Raw genomic sequence first — 16,801 nt, forward strand, 5'->3', positions numbered from 1 at the left:
AGCGGCGACGGACGGGAGGCGCGGTGCGGGCCGGCACCGCGCCTCCTGGCCGTCAGGTGGTCACGTCCGGGGCGTGACGCGCGTCGTGCGCGTCAGCTCGCGGGGGTCGCGTGCACGAGGAACTCGACCGCACCCGCGTCGTCGACCTGCACGAAGCCGAGGCTCGGGGCCTGCACGCCGAAGTCCGAGAAGGTGATCGGGATCGAGCCGGAGACGTCGACGCCGTCGCCGTTCAGCCCGACCTCGAGCGTCGCGGCGACCGACTTCGTGACGCCGTGCAGCGTGAGGTCCCCGGTGGCCTCGACCTTCGTCGTGCCGGAGCCGGACGGGACCGCGTCCGCGATCGGCTCGGTGAGCGTGAAGGTCGCGGTGGGGAACGCCGACGTGTCGAGCGCCGAGTCGCGGAAGTACGAGTCGCGCTGGGCCGAGTCCGTGGCGATGTCGGCGACCTGCACGGTGATGGTCGCCTTCGTGATCGCGGTGCCGTCGACGGTCGCGCTGCCGGTGACGCTGTCGGTGCGCCCGGTGACGGTGACGTCCGAGCCGTTCAGGACCTCGTGGACGCGGTACCCGGCCTCGGAGTCCCCGCCGACCGTCCACGCGCCGGACAGGTCCGCGGCGTCGAGCGTCGACGGGGCGCGGCTCGCGGCGACGCTCGGCGCGGCGGAGGCCTTGGCGTTCTCGCTGCTCGTGTAGAGGTTCGTGCCGACGATCGCGGCGACGACGCCGATGACGACGACCGCGGCGACGACCGCGATCCAGATGACGGCTCTGCGGCGCGTGCGCGGGGTGTCGGAGGTCACGAGGGGAACGGTGACACGTCATGCTCGGGGGAACCTGTGACGGGCGTGCCGCTACGCTCGTCCGGTGCAGAGGACGGTGTGGCGTTCGCGGTGGCGTTCGCGGTGGCCCGAGGTCGCGTCGTTCGTCGTGGCGTTCGCCGCCGTGCACGCGGTCCTCTGGTGGCTGACCTCCGTGTCGGCGAACCTGCCGCTCGGCGACGTCACGATCACCTACCGGCGGTGGATCGAGACCGGGCACGCGTCCGGGTTCTGGGTCGGGATCGACGAGGACTGGGTGTACCCGATCCTCGCGATCGTCCCGATGGCCGCTGCCGCCGTCGCGGGTGTGACGTCGATCGGCACCGGGTGGCTCGTGCTCATGGTCGTGCTCGACGCCGTCGCGTGCGCGTTCCTGTGGCGCTTCCGCGGGCTCGGCGTGCGCGTCGTGTGGTGGTGGCTCGCCTTCCTGCTCGCCCTCGGGCCGATCGGCCTCGGACGCATCGACACCGTCGCGACCGTTCTCGCCCTGGTCGGGGTGGCCTTCGTCGCGTCGCGGCCGGCCGTCGCCTCGGCGCTGTTCACCGCCGGCGCGTGGACGAAGGTCTGGCCCGCGGCGCTCGTGGGCGTGCTCCTGCTGCTCCGCCGTGGACACCGCCGCGGGGTGCTCGTCGGTGCGCTCGTGCTGACGGCGCTCATCGTCCTCGTCGACGTCCTGTACGGGGGAGCGGCCCACCTGTTCTCGTTCGTGGGGCAGCAGAGCGGCCGTGCGCTGCAGATCGAGGCGCCCCTCGCGACCCCCTTCATGTGGGCGGCGGCGTTCGGTGTCCCCGGTGCCGCGGTCTACTACGACCAGCAGATCCTGACGTTCGAGGTGTCCGGCGCGGGGACGCACGCGGCAGCCGCGGTGTCGACGCCGCTCATGGCCGTGGTCGTCGTCGGCGGGGTGCTGCTCGCGCTCTGGGCCGTGCACCGCGGCGCGCACCGGGCCGAGGCCGCGCCGCTGCTGGCACTGCTCCTGGTGGCCGCGCTGGTCGCCGCGAACAAGGTCGGGTCGCCGCAGTACATCGGGTGGTTCGCCGTGCCGATCGTGTGGGGGCTCGTCGCCGGTCGTCCGAGCGCCCGGCGCTTCCTGCCCGTCGCCGTCGCTGCGATCCCGATGGCGCTGTTGACGCAGGTGATCTACCCCGGGTTCTACGACCAGGTGCTCACCGTGCAGCCCTGGGTGCTCGTGGTCCTCACGCTCCGGAACGCGCTCGAGGTCGCGGTGCTGGTCTGGAGCGTCGTCGCGATCGTCCGGCTCGGCGTGCGGGCCCGTGCCACCGCTGTGCCGGTCGTCCCGGCAGGGGGCAGGATGGACGCATGATCGTCGCGTTCTCCGTCGCCCCGTCCGGTGGTCCCTCCGCGAGCTCGGACGGGTCCGTGCACGACGCCGTCGCGGCCGCCGTGCGGATCGTCCGCGAGAGCGGGTTGCCGAACCGCACCTCGTCGATGTTCACCGAGGTCGAGGGGGAGTGGGACGAGGTCATGGACGTCGTCAAGCGCGCCACTGAGGCCGTCGGGGCGTACGGCACGCGGGTGTCCCTCGTGCTCAAGGCCGACATCCGCCCGGGGCACACCGGCGAGATCGACGGCAAGCTCGAGCGGCTCGAGGCTGCGCTCGACGACTGAGCGACACGCCGAGCACCTCCCACGGATGTCGGTGGTCGGGTGTGTCCTGTCGGTGTCGGACGGAACGCGTCCGCACGACGACGAGGAGCACGTGATGATGCACGACGGCTGGTGCCCCGACTGCGACCTGCGGACGGTCGTCATCGACTCGGATGAACACGGCGACACCGCCTGGGCGAGCTGCACCGAGTGCGGCGCCGGGTGGGTCCACCGTGACGAACTCCCGGGGCTCGTCGTCGCGGCCCACGCGGAGCCGGAGCGTCGCGCCGCCTGACGCGGGTCGAATCGATTCGGCCGGGCGACTTCCGTTCGGCCTTTGGAGCGGTCTACACTGCTGAGACCGGTCGCTTTCGGTGGCCGGCCGTCCACGTTCGCCGCTGAACCAGGACCACCCTCCGCCCGTTCCCGGTCGCATCGTCAGCGACGTCGACGTCGACGGCACGGAGGCACGGTGCGGCGGCCACGCGCACCGACGGTCCCAGCCGACTCACGCGAGTCGACGTCCGGAACCCGTCCCGCTCCTCCCGTCCCGAAACAGGCACCATGTCCCAGCTCACGCCTGCGCGTCGCGCACTCGCGCTCATCGCCCTCGCCCTCGGCGGGTTCGCCATCGGTTCGACCGAGTTCGTCGCGATGGGGCTCCTGCCGAACATCGCCGAGGCGCTCCTGCCGCGCCAGTACGGCCTCGACCCGGACGCCGGGATCGCGCACGCCGGCTGGCTCGTGAGCGCGTACGCCCTCGGTGTCGTCGTCGGTGCCCCCACGATCGCGGCGATGTCGGCGAAGTTCCCGCGCAAGGGCCTGATCCTCGTGCTGCTCGTCGGGTTCGTCCTGGCGACGGTCGCGAGCGCGATCCTGCCGTCGTTCGGCCTCGTGCTCGTGGCGCGGTTCGTCGCGGGGCTCCCGCACGGTGCGTACTTCGGCATCGCGTCGATCGTGGCGGGCGACATCATGGGTCCGGGCAAGCGCGGCAAGGGCATCGCGATGGTGCTGCTCGGCCTGTCGGTCGCGAACGTCGTGGGCGTCCCGGCGATCACCTGGGTCGGGCAGGTCGCCAGCTGGCGCATCGCGTACGGCGTCGTCGCCGTCCTGTTCGCCCTGACGTTCCTCGCGGTGTGGGCCTTCGTGCCGCGCAGCGCCCGTGACGAGCACGCGACGATCGGCCGCGAGCTCAGGGCGTTCCGCGTGCCGCAGGTCTGGATGGTCATGGGCCTCGGAGCCGTCGGCTTCGGCGGTTTCTTCGCGGTCTACTCGTACATCTCGCCGCTCGTGCAGAACGTCACGGGGCTGTCGGAGTCGTTCGTGCCGCTCGTCCTCGTGGTCGTCGGCATCGGCATGGTCATCGGTGGCGTGCTCGGCGGGCACCTGGCCGACCACAGCGTCAAGCGCACGATCTACGTCGGCATGTTCGCGCTGATCGGCGCCCTGCTCGTCACCGTCCTCACCGCGCAGTGGGTGTGGGGGGTGTTCCTCGGGGCGTTCCTGCTCGGTGCGACCTCGTCCGCGATCCCGCCGGCCGTGCAGTCCCGCCTGATGGACGTCGCCGGAGACGCACGGACCATCGCGGCGGCGCTCAACCACTCGGCGTTCAACATCGGCAACTCGATCGGTGCGGCCCTGGGCGGCGCGGTCATCGCTGCCGGGTTCGGCTTCAAGGCGCCGGGGTGGCTCGGCATCGTGCTGGCGCTGCTCGGTGTCCTCATGACGATGGTGAGCTACGGCGCCGAGCGCCGCAGCACCCGCCGTGCGTCGCTCCGGTCGTCATCGCCGACCACCGGCCCGATCACCGCGCCCGTCCCGCTGGGCTGACGCGGGTCCCACCGGCCAGGAGGCGCGGGGCGGCCCCGCACCGCGCCTCCAGTCCGTCGACGGTGCGGCAGACCGCCGATCGTGAGCAGAAGAGGTCGGGTCTTGTGACGGGACCCGACCTCTTCTGCTCACGAAGCGCACGTGGCGCGCGGAACGCGCGGCGCGCGCGGCGCGCGGGGCGCTACAGACCCAGCGGGCTGCCGTCCTGGACGATGATGCCGTCGGTGATCGCGCGCTTCCGCAGCGCCACCTTCGTGCCGACGTCGAAGCCCGCGACGCGGTACTTCTCGCGGATGCGCTTGAGGTAGCTCTTCGCGGTCTCCTCGGAGATGCCGAGCTGGTACGCGACGCTCTTCACCGGCTCGCCGCCGCCGTACAGCGCCATGACGCGACGCTCCTGGGCGCTGAGCTTCGGCACGCCACCGACGTCACCGCTGTTGATCGCCAGGTCGAGCTCGGCGGAGACGTACTGCTCGCCGCGCTGGGCGGAGCGGATGGCCTCGACGATCATCTCGGCGTCCTCGCTCTTCACGAGGTAGCCGAGGGCGCCGGACGCGAGGGCCTCGCGGACGACGTTCGGCTCCGAGTAGGTGCTCATCACGACGGTCTTCACACCGGCGGTCTTGAGCGTCGAGATCTTCAACGAGACCGGGATCGAGTCCTTGAGGTCGAGGTCGAGCAGCACGACGTCGACCGGGAACGCCGGGCTCGTGAGGAGCTCGGGCCAGGTGGTGACGGCGGCGACGAGCGTGATGTCGTCGGCTGCGTTCCGGATCCACTCGGTGAGCGCGCCGAGGAGCATCCTGTGGTCGTCGACGAGTGCGAGTCGGATCGGTTCCTCTGGAGTCGCCATGGTGGCGTCCTTTCTCGGGGGCGGTCGTGGGCCGATCCTAGGGGGACGGACCACGGGGCACGGGCAGGCTGGTCAGGGTGTCCGGCAGTCGGGCCAGCCGGTTCCGTGCGACGACTACATCGACGGATGTCGGTCGACGACGCAGTGCGCGACGACGTGCAGGACGCCGTCGCGGACGGAGTCCTGGTACGGGCCGATCCGCTGCAGGGCGCTCCATGCGGTCGGGCCGAGTCGACGCCGGGGGACACCGCGCGACTCGAAGACGACCGGGACGTCCATCGTCTCGTCGGTGACGGGGTGCCCGTCCGAGCCGACGGGGCCGAGCGTCACGGAGACGACCGGTGATCCGGCCTGGGTCTGCTTGCCGTCGCCGACCATCTGCCAGAGCGTCTGCAGCAGGCCGTCGCGCTGCGCGGGGGAGAGGTGGCCCGCGAGCGACTGCGGATCGGCGACGCTGACCGAGCGGCCGAGGTTGTCGGACTCCGTGATCGCGTGGTACAGCCAGGTCTCGCGGCGGCCCTCGATGAGGTGCAGGCGCAGCTCGGTGGCGAGCGAGGCGGCGACCGAGGCGGACGCGTCCGAGAGCGGCAGGGGGTCGCTGCCGTTGGCGACGGCGTCGAGGAGCTTCTCGGCGGCGAGGTCGAGCCGGGCGAGTTCGTCGGAGGCGAGCATGCCCACGGCGAACTGCGGTGCCTGCACGTTGCTCTGCACGAGGACCCGGTCGAGTTCACGCTGCACGAGCTGGCGGAACCGGTGCACCACGAAGAGCGCGATCGACGGCGGGACGGTCACGAGCGCCACGGTGGACACGATCGCGGGCAGGGTGTCGCTCGTGATCGGCGTCGAAGCGACCGCCATCCCGACGAACGCGAGGCCGAGGACGGCGATGGCGGCGGCGACCTCGCGGGCCGGGCGCAGCGTCGCGACGGGCAGGAGCGCGAACCCGGCGGCGACGGACGCGGACGCCGAGTGGGCGATGTCGTGCTCAGGCCAGATGCCGATGAAGTCGAGCGTCACGACGCAGCCGAGGACGACGCAGATCAACGCGAAGGCGAGCCCGGTCAGTCGTTCGCCGTACGTGAGCAGGCTGAGCCCGACCCCGACGGCGGCGACGAGGTAGAGCGCCCAGGCCGCCGCGGGCAGCCACGGGTCGGTGAACTCCGTCCAGCGGATGAGGAAGAAGACGATCCCCGCGACGGCTTCGATGCCGGTGAGGACCGCGGCGCCGAGTCCGAGGTAGCCGGCGCCGAGCGAGGCGCCGGGCTTGGCGGCCTGCCGCAGCGAGCGCGCGCCGGTGGAGGTGGAGGGGAGGCCGCGCGCCTGTCGACGTTCGCTGCCCCGGTACCGCTCCCGCGCCTCCCGTCGGGTCCGCGGAGCGGGCTGCACGGTCTCGCCGGGGAGGCCGCGGCTGATGGTGTCCTCGGGGACGCGGCTCATCTGGGGGCCTCCAGGACGACGGTCGTGCCGGATCCCGGCGCGGAGAAGAGCTTCGCGTCGCCGCCGACCTCGCGGAGGCGGTTCACCACGCTCTCCTTGAAGCCGAGCCGTTCGGCACTGACGTGGGTGAGGTCGAAGCCGACGCCGGAGTCGGTGACCATCGCGCGGACCATCTCGTTGTCGTGCACGATCGTGACGTGCGCCTCGCCGACGCCGGCGTGCCGGCGGACGTTCTCGAGGCACTCGCCGAGCGCGAGCAGGAAGGCGTCGAGCACGTTCGACGGCAGCAGGACCTGCCCGGTGCCGTGCCAGCTCACCTCGAGGCCCATGCGGCCGAAGCGCTGCTTGACCGACTCGAGGGTCTGGCCGAGCGGGGACTCTTCCTCGCGGGTGAGCGAGTAGTCACCGGACTGCTGCGGCTGCGGCGTCGCACCGAGGCGGAGGTGGCGGAGGAGTCGGGCGTCCTCGGCAGCCTGCTCACGCATCGCCTGCTCGGAGACGCCCACGCCGGAGTGCGCGAGGAGGGTCAGCGTGGCGAGCACGGTGTCGTGCAGGAGCCGCGCACCCTGTCGTCGCTGTGCCTCGGTCTCGCTCGCCTGGCGTTCGGCGCGGTGCGCGGTGCCGATGCTGTAGATCCGGCGGGCGACGCGGGGGATGCTCCGGGAGATCCAGATCGTCACGACGGCGATGAGCACCCACCCGAGCAGCGCGCCGGTGACCGGGGCGGCGAGGACGCTGCCGCTCGCCCAGACGATCGCGACGACGACGGCCGCCCCGGCGACGATGGTCAGCCCGAGGCCCACGGGCTTCCCGCGCTGGGACATCAGTGGTGCGGAGATGCTGCCGGCGGCGAGGGGCACCACCGCGGAGGCGATGATCGGACGCGCTGTCTCGTCGACACCGAGCAGCAGGAGTGCGAGCGCGCCGAGGCCCGAGGCGAGGATGAGGGCCGTCCACCACACCGAGCCGTTCCACCCGAAGACCAGGAAGCCGGCGATCATGATCGCGATGCAGGCGAGCCCGCCGAGCAGCGGGACGACCGGGACCGCGAGGGCGCAGATCACCGCGACGACCGACACCAGGGCGCAGACGATGCCGACGACACGGGTCGTCGACCGGAGCAAGCGGTCGCGTTCCTGTGCGATGAAGTCCATCGGTGTCCTGGTCGTGGCGGTGTGGCTGAGGGAAAACCGAGCCTGGTTCAGGCTGGGCACCACGCCATCATTCCACGCGCGACACCCGTTGGGGGGTGTTCGGCGCGCCAGCCCGTGTCGGATGGTGCCGCGATCGTCATTGCAAGCGTTATGCGTCCAAGAGCCGCCGGAGGTGCGCCCCCACGGCCTCGTGCTCGATCAGGAACCCGTCGTGCCCGAACTCGCTCTCGATCACGGCCGCGTGGTCACCGTCGAGGGTGTCCGGCACGCCGGCCGCGATGCGGTGCTGGTCCTCGATCGGGAACAGCCGGTCGCTCGACACCCCGACCACGAGCGTGCGGGCCGTCACCTGCGCCAGCGCCGCCGCGATCCCGCCCCGACCGGCTCCGACGTCGTGCGAGTCCATCGCATGGGTGAGCGTCACGTAGGAGCTCGCGTCGAACCGACGGGTGAACTTGTTGCCGTGGAAGTCGAGGTAGCTCTCGACCGAGAAGCGGCCGTCGTCGCCGAGCGGTGAGACGTCGCTCTGCCACGAGCGGGCGAACCGGCCGTTCAGCTCGTCGGACGCCCGGTAGGTCATCAACGCCATCCGCCGAGCCAGCGCCAGCCCGCGGTGGGGGCCCTCGCCGGCGTCGGCCTCGTAGTAGTCGCCGCCCGCGAACGCCGGGTCCATCTGGATCGCAGCGCGCTGCAGCGAGTTCGCGGCGATCTGGTCGGCGGTGGTCTGCGCCGTGCTCGCCAGCACCGCGAGCCGGGACACCCGTGCAGGGTGGGTGACGGCGAACTCGAGCGCGTGCATGCCGCCCATCGACCCGCCGACGACGGCCGCGAAGACGTCGATGCCGAGCCGGTCGGCCAGCTGCGCCTGCACCGCCACCTGGTCGCGCACGGTGACGAACGGGAAGCGGGATCCCCACTCGAGGCCGTCCGGCGACACCGACGACGGCCCGGTCGTGCCCTGGCAGCCGCCGAGCATGTTCGGTGCGACGACGAACCACCGGTCGGTGTCGATCGCCCGGCCGGGGCCGACGACGTCGCCCCACCAACCGGCGGTGCGGTGTCCGGGACCGGGTGCTCCGGCGACGTGCGAGTCGCCGGTCAGCGCGTGGAACACCAGGACCGCGTTGTCGCGGTCGGCGTTGAGCGTGCCCCAGGTCTCGTACGCCACGCGCACGGCGGGGATGCGTCCACCCCGCACCCACTGCTCACCGAGGGACGCGAAGTGCCGGGAGCCGGGGTGGTCGCCCGGGCGCCAGGCGCCGGTCACCGGGGGCTTGCCGAGTGTGCCGAGTTCGGTTCCGGGCACGAGGGTGGACGGCACGGAGTCCTCGGGGGTCGTCTGCCAGTCCATCGGGTCCAGTCTGCCGGGAGGCGCGGCGCGGGCCGCCAGTGTTACGTCACGTCCGGCGCGTCGCGGGTCCACTGCGGCGGGTCGCGGGGGCTCGCGGCTGCGTGCGTGCGGGCGGGTGCGGGTGCGTGCGTGCGGGTGCGGCTGCGTGCGTGCGCATGTTCCGACATCGCACTCGTCGTTCGACGCGTGGATCGTCGCACCATGCACACGCACCGGATGTGTGCGCAACCAACGACGTCCCACGAGTCGATCGACTCGTGGGACGTCGCATGGTGCACACGCATCGAGCGCGAGGGTCCGCGACAGCCCCCGCGCCCCCCGCGACAGCCCCCGCGCCCCGGGCCGCTACGCGCGCTGGCCCTCCTGCGCGACCGCACGGGCCGCGGCGAGCCCGGCCTCGAGGTCGGCCTTGAGGTCCTCGACGTTCTCGATCCCCACCGACAGCCGCACCAGCCCCGGCGTGACCCCGGTGGTGAGCTGCTGCTCGGGGGTGAGCTGCGAGTGCGTGGTCGACGCCGGGTGGATGACGAGGGAGCGCACGTCGCCGATGTTCGCGAGGTGCGAGAACAGCTGCAGGTTGTCGACGAACGCCTTGCCGGCGGGCACGCCGCCCTTGAGCTCGAACGACAGCACGGCCCCGACGCCCTTCGGCGCGTAGCGGTTCGCCGCGGCGTACCAGGGGGAGGTCGGCAGCCCGGCGTAGGCGACGGTCGCGACGTCCGGGTGCCGGTCGAGCCACTCGGCGATCTCCTGCGCGTTCGACACGTGCCGCTCGATGCGGAGCGACAGCGTCTCGATGCCCTGCAACAGCGCGAACGCGGTGTCCGCCGAGTTCGACGCACCGAGGTCGCGGAGCAGCTGCACCCGGGCCTTGACGATGTAGGCGAGCTCGTTGCCGACGGCCTCGGCGAAGACCGCGCCGTGGTACGAGGGGTCTGGCGTGTTGAACTCGGGGAACTTGTCCGGGTGCTGCGACCACGCGAACTTGCCGGAGTCGACGATGATCCCGCCGATGACGGTGCCGTGCCCGCCGAGGAACTTCGTCGCCGAGTGCACGACGATGTCGGCACCGTGCTCGAACGGACGGATGAGGTACGGCGTCGCGATCGTGTTGTCGACGATGAGCGGCACGCCGGACTCGTGGGCGACCTCGCTGACACCGGTGATGTCGAGCACGTTGATCCTCGGGTTGCCGATCGTCTCGGCGAAGAACAGCTTCGTGTTCGGTCGGACCGCGCGGCGCCACTCGTCGAGGTCGTCCTGGTCCTCGACGAACGTGGTCTCGATGCCGAGCTTCGCGAGCGTGTACTTGAACAGGTTGTACGTGCCGCCGTAGATCGACGACGAGGACACGATGTGGTCCCCGGCGCCCGCGATGTTGAGCACCGCGTAGGTCTCCGCCGCCTGGCCGCTCGACACCAGGAGTGCCCCGGAGCCGCCCTCGAGCGCCGCGATCCGCTGCTCCACGACGTCGTTCGTCGGGTTCATGATGCGCGAGTAGATGTTGCCCGGCTTGGCCAGGGCGAAGAGGTCACGAGCCTCGTCGGAGTTCGCGAAGACGTACGAGGTCGTCTTGTAGATCGGTGTCGCGCGGGCCCCCGTGGTCGGGTCGGGCTGTGCGCCGGCGTGGATCTGCGTGGTCTCGAACCGCCACTGGGCGGCGTCGTTCTGGGTCATCTCGTGCTCCTGTCCGGTGGCGGTCGTCGGGTCGTCGGGTCGCCCAGCGCTCGGCCCAGGAGGCGCGGCGCGGCTGTGCGTCGCCCGTCACGGTACGCAGGTGGTCGCGTCGGCACCAGCGCGCCCGCCTCGGGACGTAACGACCGAGGCGGAGGCGAGCCGCGCCTCCTGGCCCGCGCCGCTACGCCGCGTCGCGGCGGAAGAGCCAGCGCACGTTCGGTTCGAGGAGCCAGCGCATCCCCCGGCGGACGAACGGCTGGGCGAGGAACAGGCTCACCGCGCAGGCGATCGCCACCATGAGCAGCACGTACGGCCACGCCGAGTGCTGCCCGGCGAGCACCCCGGACTCGCGGATCGGGTAGAGCACGAACGTGTGCAGCAGGTACACGTACATCGTCGCCGCGCCGAACTGCGTGATCCAGACGTTCCGACGGGGCACGAGCAGCAGGAACGACGCGGTGAGGAGGGTCGCCAGCAGCATCAGCCCGAAGCGGACCGCACCGGCCCACCAGGCGTCCTCGCCGAGGCCCGAGTACGAGTCGTCGTAGAAGAACCAGTGGTGCAGGTCGAACTGCTTGAACTGCGGGATCCAGATCGCACACGCCACCGCCCACGCCACGAACACGGCACCGGCCGCGATGCGCACCCGGACCACGATCCGCCGCGGAGCCTCGTACCAGCGGTCGAAGACGCCCCACTGCTTCACCTGCCAGCCGAGCAGGAAGAACGGCAGGAGGCTGATCGCCCGCGACAGGGAGAGCGTGGAGTCGACGTTGTCGAAGTAGCCGACGCCGATGCTGAACACGACGGCCCAGAACAGCGGCCACCGGAGCTGCGCGAGGTACGGGAGGATCAGCTTGAAGATCCCGAGTGCGAGCAGGAACCAGAGGGTCCAGGTCGGCTGCGTCGGGTTGAACTTCTTCCCGCCCTCGACCAGGGCCTGCACGACGGTCCAGATCGTCTGCATGATGATGTACGGCACGACGATGTCCGTGATCGTCCGGCGCATGCGCTTCGCGGTCGGGGTGTCGGCGGAGGAGAAGTACCCGCTGATGACGCCGAACGCCGGCATGTGGAACGCGTAGATGAAGGTGTACAGCGCGAGGGCGTGCTCGCTCGCCGCCGTCTGGCGCTGGATCGCATGGCCGATCACCACGAGCGTGACCGCCAGGAACCGCGCCGTGTCCCACATCGGGATACGGCGCTTCGCACGTCCGGGCTCGAGCTGCGAGGCGGGCGCCGAGGGCGCGGGAGGGGCGGCGTCCGTCGTCATCGCCCGTCACGTTACCCGATCGTGACCTTGCCGGATCGGTACGGTTGTCGGGACATCCCACACGTCCCCGACGTCCCACCCCGTCCCTGGAGGAAGCACATGGCATCACGTCGCGCAGTCGTCACCGGAGCGAGCTCGGGCATCGGAGCGGCGACCGTCCGACTGTTCCGCGCGCACGGGTGGGACGTGCTCGCCGTCGCCCGCCGTGCCTCGAAGCTGGAGGCGCTCGCCGGGTCGACCGGAGCCGACGTCCTCGTGGCGGACATCACGAGCGCCTCCGACGTCGAGGCGCTGGCCGCCCGTGTCGACGAACTCGGGGGAGCGGACGTGCTCGTGAACAACGCCGGCGGTGCCTTCGGGTCCGCGTCGGTCGAGGAGTCGGACGTCGAGGACTGGCGCGCCATGTTCGAGGTGAACGTGATCGGCACGAAGCGGGTCGTCGCGGCGTTGCTCCCGCACCTCCGGCGGCGTGCGGCGGCCGCCGGGAACGCCGACATCGTCACGGTGACGAGCACGGCCGGGCACGTCGCGTACGAGAACGGCGGCGGGTACAACGCCGCGAAGTTCGCCGAGCACGCCCTCGTGGCCGCGCTCCGGCTCGAGCTGAACGGGGAGCCGATCCGGGTCGTCGAGATCGCGCCGGGCCTCGTGAAGACCGACGAGTTCGCCCTGACCCGGTTCCGTGGCGACGCGGAGAAGGCCGCGGCGGTCTACGACGACGTGCCGGAGCCGCTCGTGGCCGAGGACGTCGCCGAGGCGATCGTGCACGCGGTCGAGCTGCCGGCGCACGTGAACCTCGACCTCGTGACGATCCGCCCGGTGGCGCAGTCGGCCCAGCACAAGCTCGCGCGGGGGAAGCTGACCCCGCGGGTGTGATCCCCGCGGGTGCCGCGCACCCGGCCCGCACCCGGCCCGCACCCGTCCCGCACCCGTCCCGCACGCGCCCGGGCCGCACGTGCGGGTCGCGGGCGCGGGGTCCGTGCCGGTACCGTTGTCGGATGCCGATCAGCAGCGAATCCGGGTCACCCGCCCAGGCTCCCTCGACCGTGACCGTGACGAGCGGGCCCGAGGTGCTCGGATGGCTCGAGTTCGGTGACGCAGCACGCCTGCTCGCCAAGGACGTCCTGTCCTCCGGCTTCGAACCCGAGGTCGTCGTCGCCGTGGCCCGCGGTGGGCTCATCATCGCCGGTGCGGTCGCCTACGCCCTCGGCACCAAGGAGTGCGGCTCGATCAACGTCGAGTTCTACACCGACGTCGAGCAGCGCCTCGAGGAGCCGGTCATCCTGTCGCCGGCGCTCGACGCCCCGAGCCTCGCCGGCAAGCGCGTCCTCGTCGTCGACGACGTGTCGGACTCCGGCCGGACCCTGCGCCTGGTGGTCGACATCATCCGGAACGCCGGCGCCGACGTCCGCAGCGCCTGCCTCTACTCGAAGCCCGGCACCGTGCTCGAGCCGGACCACGTCTGGCGTCGCGTCGACGGGTGGATCACCTTCCCGTGGAGCGCCCTCGCGCCGGTGACGGCCGAGTCGTGAGCATCCACCTCGTCGGCGGCGGACCCTTCGCCGCCTCGGACGCCGCCGCGCCCTTCGTCGCCGAGGCCACGGTCCGCTCCGCAGCCGTCGGCCGCACGGTCCCGCGCATCGCCCTGCTCTCCGTCGCCGACGGGTCCGGTGCGAGCCCGTCCAGCACGGCCGACATCGCCGAGGTGCTCGCCGGTCCGCGCACGGCCGAGGTCCTCGTCACCGAGATCGCTGCCGGCCAGGTGTTCGACACCACGGTCCTGAGCGACGTCGACGCCCTCGTGGTCGGCGGCGGTGTCACGCCGGACTACCTCGACGCCGTCGCCCCGCTCGTCGACCAGATCCGCCTGCTCGTCTCCGACGGCTTGCCCTACCTCGGCTACTCGGCCGGCGCGATGATCGCCGCCGATCGTGCCCTCGTCGGCGGCTGGCGCATCGGCGGCGTCGAGATCTGCCCCGAGGAAGCCTCCGAGGGCCTCGACGAGGTCGAACTCCGCGAGGGGCTCGGCCTGGTGGACCTGACGATCGACGTGCACGCCGTCCAGGCCGGCACGCTCGCCCGGCTCATCGCGAGCGCCGAGGCCGAGTTCGTGACCGCGGGCCTGGCGATCGACGAGGACACCACGCTGGTCGTGGGCGAGGGCGCGCTCGAGGTCCGCGGCACCGGCAGCGTCTGGCGCGTCGTCGCCGGCGAGGACTCGGTCGCCGTCGCCACGATGGGCGCCTAGCCCTGTGCAGGCCCGACCGCTCGCCGACCTCGTCGACCCCGGCTGGGCCGAGGCGCTCGCCCCGGTCGAGGACGACGTCCACCGGATGGGCGACTGGCTCCGCGCCGAGACTGGTGCCGGTCGGCAGTGCCTCCCGGCCGGGGAGCACGTCCTCCGCGCCTTCGCCGAGCCGTTCGACGACGTGAAGGTCCTCGTCGTCGGACAGGACCCGTACCCGACGCCCGGGCACCCGATCGGCCTGTCCTTCGCGGTCGACCCACACGTGCGACCCGTCCCGCGCAGCCTGGCGAACATCTACCGCGAGCTCGAGGCCGACCTCGGCGTGACGCCGCCGGCACACGGGGACCTGCGGGCGTGGTCGGCCCAGGGGGTCCTGCTGCTCAACCGCGTCCTCACCGTCGAGGCCGGAGCCGCCGGCAGCCACCGTGGGAAGGGCTGGGAGGCCGTCACCGACCAGGCCGTCCGTGCCCTCGTCGCCCGCGGGAAGCCCCTCGTCGCCGTGCTCTGGGGTGCGCAGGCAGCGTCGGTCCGGCCGCTCCTCGGGGACACCCCGGTCGTCGCGTCCGCCCATCCGAGTCCGCTCAGCGCCTCGCGCGGGTTCTTCGGCAGCCGCCCCTTCTCGCAGGTGAACGAGCTGCTCGTCGCCCAGGGCGCCGAACCGGTCGACTGGACCCTGCCCGCGGCATAGGCTCGGACCCGTGCTCGAGGAGGAATACCAGCGACGGCGGGTCCTGCCGCGACACCTGCGCGCCCCGGTCCCCGCCGAAGCCGCGTTCACCTACACGATCCGCGCTGCCGAGCCCAGCGACCTCCCCGACGTCCGCGAGATCCACACGCACTACGTCCGGAACTCCTCGGTGACCTTCGACCCGTCGGCGTTCACGTTCGCCGCGTGGAAGCGTCGGTACGACGAGATCCGTCGTCGGGGTCTGCCGTTCCTGGTCGCCGAGAACCCCTCGGGGCAGGTGCTCGGCTACGCGCTCGTCGACCCGTGGAACCCCCGCGACCGTTCGAACCGCGTCGTCGAGGACTCGATCTACCTCGGTGCCGCGTCCGGCGGGAAGGGGCTCGGGCGCGCCCTGATGGAGGCGCTGATCGACGAGTGCCGTTCGGCCGGCGTCCGCGAGGTCGTCGCCGTCATCGCCGACCGCCAGGCCGAGGCGTCGATCCGGCTCCACGAGCGGCTCGGCTTCGAGGAGGTCGGCCGCATGGGGAAGGTCGGCTACAAGTACGACCGGTGGCTCGGCACGGTGACGATGCGGCTGCGCCTGCGCGGGCCGCGCCTCTTCGCGCGCGGGTAGCGCGCGCGGCCGACGTCGAGGTCGAGGTCGCACGATCTGCCGCCTCCGGCGTGCGCGCGCGGCGTGTTGCGCGACCTCGGCGGAGAGCATGCGGCGTGTCCTGCGACCCGGCCACGGTCGGACGGGAGGCGCGGGTCGGCCCCGCACCGCGCCTCCAGTCCGTCCGTCGGTCGCGTCCCGGGCACGCGAGGTCGCGCGACCTGCCGCTCCCGTCGCGCGCACACGGCGCCACCCGGGCACGCGAGGTCGCGCGATCTGCCGCTCCCGTCGCGCGCGTGCGGCGTGTCGTGCGACCTCGGCGAGCCGCACGTGGCGTGTTGCGCGACCCCGGCGACCCCGGCGACCCCGGCGGCCCTCGCCGCGCCCTCGGGTCAGGACGCCGGCGCCTCCGCGATGAACTCGTCCCGCGTCACCCGCACCAGCTCGCGCGCCGCAGCCGACGCGGCCCCGCCGTCGCCCGCGACGAGCGCCAGCCCGACGGCCTCGTGCCGTGCCGCCGCATCGCGGGTCCAGCGTGTGATGGTGTCCCGCGACTCCGAGGTGCGGGTCCGCAGCAGCGCCTCGACGGTCCCGGCGAAGTGTGCGAAGACGGCGTTGCCGGAACCGGTCAGGAGCGCTCGGTGGAAGCGGACGTCGGCCTCGAGGTAGGCGCGGCTGTCCTCCCGACCGCAGGCGTCGATCATGTCGGTCGCGGCGGCGAGGACCGCTGCGGCGCCCGGTGTCCCCGCGGTGAGCGATGCGGCGACGGGCTCGACTCCGAGGCGCAGCTCGAGCAGTTCCCGCTGCTGGGCGAAGTACCAGGGCGAGGCGCCGCGCCACCGGATCACGGTCGGCGCGAGCAGCTCCCACGACACGATGTCGAGCACCAGCGTGCCGACGCGCTGGCGGGGTTCGACGAGCCCGAGCGACTGCAGGACGCGCAGCGCCTCGCGGACGACCGACCTCGACACGCCGAACTCCGCCGCGACGGCCTCGGGCCGCACGACGGTGCCCGGGGCGAGCACGCCGTCGACGATCCGCTGCCCGAGCGTCTCGAGCACCTGGGCGTGCAGTCCGCGGCCGGTCGCCATCGTTCCTCCGTGCAGTACGCGGCACGCACGGCGCGTGACACGGTGTCCATCGAATCGGCAGACTGCCCCGGAGGGCGGATGCCGCGCGGTGGATCGTCGTATAGTCTGATTAATCAGATTATTGACGGTCGACGCGCAGCACGCCAGACCGTCCTCGACACGAAGGCGACGGAGCCGC

At 72.3% G+C, this 16,801-nt stretch carries 17 protein-coding genes; 9 read left to right on the forward strand and 8 right to left on the reverse strand.

The annotated features are described in order from the left end of the window. Positions 1-92: 92 nt before the first annotated feature. Entirely contained in the window at positions 93-803 is a 711-nt protein-coding gene (locus ACIPKM_RS02435) for a YceI family protein (protein ID WP_083403459.1), read from the reverse strand. Positions 804-867: 64 nt separating this feature from the next. Here ACIPKM_RS02435 and ACIPKM_RS02440 point away from each other — a divergent pair, with 64 nt between their 5' ends. The 4 genes from ACIPKM_RS02440 to ACIPKM_RS02455 all read left to right on the forward strand — a co-directional run bounded on the left by ACIPKM_RS02440 (position 868) and on the right by ACIPKM_RS02455 (position 4,259). Continuing rightward, the gene (locus ACIPKM_RS02440) at positions 868-2,145 is read left to right on the forward strand and encodes a hypothetical protein (RefSeq protein ID WP_402736091.1); all 1,278 of its coding nucleotides are present in this window, start codon (positions 868-870) and stop codon (positions 2,143-2,145) included. After that, a complete protein-coding gene (locus ACIPKM_RS02445; RefSeq protein WP_070416362.1) occupies positions 2,142-2,450 on the forward strand; it encodes a thiamine-binding protein in 309 nt (102 codons plus the stop codon). Before ACIPKM_RS02440 ends, ACIPKM_RS02445 begins: the two co-directional genes overlap by 4 nt. Before the next feature lie 94 nt (positions 2,451-2,544). Beyond that, positions 2,545-2,724, forward strand: coding sequence for a hypothetical protein (locus ACIPKM_RS02450; RefSeq protein ID WP_139199272.1), 180 nt, complete (start codon positions 2,545-2,547; stop codon positions 2,722-2,724). 269 nt (positions 2,725-2,993) lie between these two features. Beyond that, complete coding sequence (locus ACIPKM_RS02455; RefSeq protein ID WP_071296180.1) at positions 2,994-4,259, forward strand: MFS transporter; 1,266 nt, start codon at positions 2,994-2,996, stop codon at positions 4,257-4,259. A 181-nt stretch (positions 4,260-4,440) separates the two neighbouring features. Here the strand turns inward: ACIPKM_RS02455 and ACIPKM_RS02460 are convergent, their stop codons facing one another. The 6 genes from ACIPKM_RS02460 to ACIPKM_RS02485 all read right to left on the reverse strand — a co-directional run bounded on the left by ACIPKM_RS02460 (position 4,441) and on the right by ACIPKM_RS02485 (position 12,004). After that, positions 4,441-5,112, reverse strand: coding sequence for a response regulator transcription factor (locus ACIPKM_RS02460; RefSeq protein ID WP_070416359.1), 672 nt, complete (start codon positions 5,110-5,112; stop codon positions 4,441-4,443). 114 nt (positions 5,113-5,226) lie between these two features. Next, positions 5,227-6,549 carry a hypothetical protein gene (locus ACIPKM_RS02465; protein WP_083294960.1) on the reverse strand — a complete coding sequence of 441 codons (1,323 nt, stop codon included), beginning with the start codon at positions 6,547-6,549 and terminating at the stop codon, positions 5,227-5,229. Further along, the gene (locus ACIPKM_RS02470; RefSeq protein WP_071296181.1) at positions 6,546-7,703 is read right to left on the reverse strand and encodes a sensor histidine kinase; all 1,158 of its coding nucleotides are present in this window, start codon (positions 7,701-7,703) and stop codon (positions 6,546-6,548) included. The genes ACIPKM_RS02465 and ACIPKM_RS02470 overlap by 4 nt, the downstream gene beginning before the upstream one ends. Positions 7,704-7,851: 148 nt before the next feature. Beyond that, a complete protein-coding gene (locus tag ACIPKM_RS02475) occupies positions 7,852-9,054 on the reverse strand; it encodes a homoserine O-acetyltransferase (protein WP_402736092.1) in 1,203 nt (400 codons plus the stop codon). Between the two features lie 345 nt (positions 9,055-9,399). Further along, the gene (locus ACIPKM_RS02480) at positions 9,400-10,731 is read right to left on the reverse strand and encodes a bifunctional o-acetylhomoserine/o-acetylserine sulfhydrylase (RefSeq protein WP_071302567.1); all 1,332 of its coding nucleotides are present in this window, start codon (positions 10,729-10,731) and stop codon (positions 9,400-9,402) included. A 181-nt stretch (positions 10,732-10,912) separates the two neighbouring features. After that, positions 10,913-12,004: an acyltransferase family protein gene (locus ACIPKM_RS02485; RefSeq protein WP_402736093.1), complete on the reverse strand. Its 1,092-nt coding sequence runs from the start codon at positions 12,002-12,004 to the stop codon at positions 10,913-10,915. Positions 12,005-12,103: 99 nt separating this feature from the next. On the opposite strand from ACIPKM_RS02485, the gene ACIPKM_RS02490 reads away from it, so the two are divergent. The 5 genes from ACIPKM_RS02490 to ACIPKM_RS02510 all read left to right on the forward strand — a co-directional run bounded on the left by ACIPKM_RS02490 (position 12,104) and on the right by ACIPKM_RS02510 (position 15,553). Next, positions 12,104-12,880 (forward strand): SDR family oxidoreductase, encoded by a 777-nt coding sequence (locus tag ACIPKM_RS02490; RefSeq protein WP_402736094.1) that lies wholly within the window; start codon positions 12,104-12,106, stop codon positions 12,878-12,880. A gap of 122 nt (positions 12,881-13,002) precedes the next feature. Beyond that, positions 13,003-13,536: a phosphoribosyltransferase gene (locus ACIPKM_RS02495; RefSeq protein WP_175473674.1), complete on the forward strand. Its 534-nt coding sequence runs from the start codon at positions 13,003-13,005 to the stop codon at positions 13,534-13,536. Then, the gene (locus tag ACIPKM_RS02500; RefSeq protein WP_402717366.1) at positions 13,533-14,252 is read left to right on the forward strand and encodes a Type 1 glutamine amidotransferase-like domain-containing protein; all 720 of its coding nucleotides are present in this window, start codon (positions 13,533-13,535) and stop codon (positions 14,250-14,252) included. Before ACIPKM_RS02495 ends, ACIPKM_RS02500 begins: the two co-directional genes overlap by 4 nt. Positions 14,253-14,256: 4 nt before the next feature. Further along, positions 14,257-14,940 (forward strand): uracil-DNA glycosylase, encoded by a 684-nt coding sequence (locus ACIPKM_RS02505; protein ID WP_402736095.1) that lies wholly within the window; start codon positions 14,257-14,259, stop codon positions 14,938-14,940. A gap of 10 nt (positions 14,941-14,950) precedes the next feature. After that, entirely contained in the window at positions 14,951-15,553 is a 603-nt protein-coding gene (locus ACIPKM_RS02510) for a GNAT family N-acetyltransferase (RefSeq protein ID WP_070416352.1), read from the forward strand. Between the two features lie 371 nt (positions 15,554-15,924). Here the strand turns inward: ACIPKM_RS02510 and ACIPKM_RS02515 are convergent, their stop codons facing one another. Further along, entirely contained in the window at positions 15,925-16,623 is a 699-nt protein-coding gene (locus ACIPKM_RS02515; protein WP_071296188.1) for a FadR/GntR family transcriptional regulator, read from the reverse strand. Between the last annotated feature and the right edge of the window lie 178 nt (positions 16,624-16,801).

Origin of the sequence: Curtobacterium sp. NPDC086286, from assembly GCF_044746255.1 — a bacterium.
In the GTDB taxonomy this organism is placed as follows: domain Bacteria; phylum Actinomycetota; class Actinomycetes; order Actinomycetales; family Microbacteriaceae; genus Curtobacterium.

Excerpts from the sequence above, each read along its gene's own strand:
- ACIPKM_RS02490 (WP_402736094.1), top strand. The coding sequence starts at position 12,104 with ATGGCATCACGTCGCGCAGTCGTCACCGGAGCGAGCTCGGGCATCGGA.
- ACIPKM_RS02450 (WP_139199272.1), top strand. The coding sequence starts at position 2,545 with ATGATGCACGACGGCTGGTGCCCCGACTGCGACCTGCGGACGGTCGTC.
- ACIPKM_RS02485 (WP_402736093.1), bottom strand. The coding sequence starts at position 12,004 with ATGACGACGGACGCCGCCCCTCCCGCGCCCTCGGCGCCCGCCTCGCAG.
- ACIPKM_RS02480 (WP_071302567.1), bottom strand. The coding sequence starts at position 10,731 with ATGACCCAGAACGACGCCGCCCAGTGGCGGTTCGAGACCACGCAGATC.
- ACIPKM_RS02515 (WP_071296188.1), bottom strand. The coding sequence starts at position 16,623 with ATGGCGACCGGCCGCGGACTGCACGCCCAGGTGCTCGAGACGCTCGGG.
- ACIPKM_RS02460 (WP_070416359.1), bottom strand. The coding sequence starts at position 5,112 with ATGGCGACTCCAGAGGAACCGATCCGACTCGCACTCGTCGACGACCAC.
- ACIPKM_RS02475 (WP_402736092.1), bottom strand. The coding sequence starts at position 9,054 with ATGGACTGGCAGACGACCCCCGAGGACTCCGTGCCGTCCACCCTCGTG.
- ACIPKM_RS02470 (WP_071296181.1), bottom strand. The coding sequence starts at position 7,703 with ATGGACTTCATCGCACAGGAACGCGACCGCTTGCTCCGGTCGACGACC.
- ACIPKM_RS02455 (WP_071296180.1), top strand. The coding sequence starts at position 2,994 with ATGTCCCAGCTCACGCCTGCGCGTCGCGCACTCGCGCTCATCGCCCTC.
- ACIPKM_RS02495 (WP_175473674.1), top strand. The coding sequence starts at position 13,003 with ATGCCGATCAGCAGCGAATCCGGGTCACCCGCCCAGGCTCCCTCGACC.
- ACIPKM_RS02465 (WP_083294960.1), bottom strand. The coding sequence starts at position 6,549 with ATGAGCCGCGTCCCCGAGGACACCATCAGCCGCGGCCTCCCCGGCGAG.
- ACIPKM_RS02445 (WP_070416362.1), top strand. The coding sequence starts at position 2,142 with ATGATCGTCGCGTTCTCCGTCGCCCCGTCCGGTGGTCCCTCCGCGAGC.